Origin of the sequence: Streptomyces sp. NPDC051286 (assembly GCF_044455345.1) — a bacterium.
In the GTDB taxonomy this organism is placed as follows: domain Bacteria; phylum Actinomycetota; class Actinomycetes; order Streptomycetales; family Streptomycetaceae; genus Streptomyces.
Genome location: NZ_JBITER010000140.1, coordinates 1 through 2005, shown reverse-complemented (window position 1 = coordinate 2005; position 2005 = coordinate 1). Strand labels below are relative to the sequence as shown.

At 68.7% G+C, this 2005-nt stretch carries 1 protein-coding gene; it reads right to left on the bottom strand.

Annotated features, from left to right (window positions below; translation table 11 throughout):
• A partial coding sequence (locus tag ACIBB8_RS37795) for a condensation domain-containing protein (protein ID WP_398959926.1) occupies positions 1-1931 on the bottom strand: 1931 nt, incomplete at its 3' end.
• Positions 1932-2005: the final 74 nt, after the last annotated feature.

Genomic DNA, 2005 nt, shown 5'->3' with positions numbered 1-2005 from the left:
ACCACCAACGACTCCGGCGACCGCCCCAGCCAGCCACGCACCGCAGCACCCGTCAACGCCTCACCACCCACCACCACACAACCAGCAGCCCCAGCAATCTGCCCATCCGTCAACACCTCCCCGAGCAGCGGCAAATGCGCCGGCACCACCTTCAGCAGATCCACCCCACCACCGCGCACCACAGCGGCCAGCCCCTCGGCACCGCCCCCACCACTGACCACCACACGCGAACCGGACACCAGCGGCAGCAGCACACTCGTCACCGTCAGGTCGAAGGCCAGCGACGAATGCAGCACCGCGCCGCCCGGACCCATCCGATACGCCCGAGCCGCCCACACCACATAGTTCGCCAGCCCCACATGCGACACGGCCACACCCTTAGGACGCCCCGTCGACCCCGACGTATAAATCACATACGCCAACCCCGATGCAGACAGCACCGCTCCAGGGGCCGATGAATCCAGCCCCGCCAATTCCCCGACAGTTTCGGGGGAATCCAGCAGCACGGACGGAACATCCTTCGGGACAAGTTCCTCGAATGAACTCACTGTCAGGGTCACCACCGCCCCGGAATCGCCGAGCATGAAGGCGATCCGCTCGGCCGGATACTCCGGATCCACCGGCAGATATCCCGCCCCGGCCTTCCACGCCGCCAGAATCGCCGCCACCATGTCGACACCACGCGGCAGGCACAGACCCACCACCGACTCCGGCCCCACACCACGGCCCGTCAGCAGCCGCGCCAGCCGGTTCGCCCGCGCATCCAGCTCCGCGTACGACACCTCGGCGCCCTCGAACGTCACCGCCACCGCATCCGGCGTCCGCTGCACCCACCCCTCGAACAACTCCACCACCGACACACCCGGCATCTCCACCGCCGTGTCGTTCCACTCCTCCAACACCCGACGCCGCTCCTCGACGCCCAGGACATCCAGCGCCGAAACCCTCATCGACGGATCGGCAACAAGCGCCTCCAGCACCCGCACCCACCGCGACGCCAAGTCCTCAGCCGTACCGGCATCGAACAGATCCGACGACGCGATCACCAGACCCCGAAGCCCTGCCGGCGCACCCTCGTCGTCGAAGACCTCCCCCAGCACCACGTCCAGGTCGAACTTCGCCGCCGCCGGACCTGCCGGAATCCCCTCGGACGTAAGGTCGGCCAGGTCGAGTACGGCCTGGTCCGTGTTCTGAAGGGTGAGCATGACCTGGAACAGCGGGTGCCGGGCCAGCGAGCGGGTGGGGCTGAGTTCCTCCACCAGCCGCTCGAACGGCACGTCCTGATGCGCGAACGCCGACAGCCCGCTCTCCCGCACCCGCCCGAGCAGTTCACGGAAGGCCGGGTTTCCGGATACGTCGGTCCGCAGCACCAGCGTGTTGACGAAGAACCCCACCAGGTCGTCCAGCGCCTCATCCGTGCGCCCCGCCACCGCCGAACCGACCGGAATATCGGTGCCCGCACCCAGCCTCGACAGCAACACCGCCAGCGCGGCCTGCAACACCATGAACACCGTCACACCCTCGGCCCGCGCAACCTCCACCAGCCGCGCATGAACCTCCGCCGGAACCCGTACCGGCACACTGTGCCCACGATGACTGGCCACCGCCGGACGCGGACGGTCGAACGGCAGCTCCAACTCCTCCGGAGCGCCCCGCAACACCTCACGCCAGTAAGCAACCTGACGCGAAATCAGACTCTCCGAGTCCTGATCGTCACCGAGCAGCTCCCGCTGCCACAGCGCATAGTCCGCGTACTGCACCGGCAGCGGCTCCCACTGCGGCGCCCGCCCCGCACACCGCGCCTCATACGCCACCGACACATCCCGCGCCAACGGCCCCATCGACCAGCCGTCGCCCGCGATGTGGTGCGTCACCACGACGAGGACCCGCTCGTCCTCCCCGGCCTCGAACAGCCACGCCCGGAACGGCACCTCGGCCGCAAGGTCGAAGGCGTACCGCTGCGCCGCAGCGACCGCACCGGCCAGCTCCTCCGGCGCCACATCCA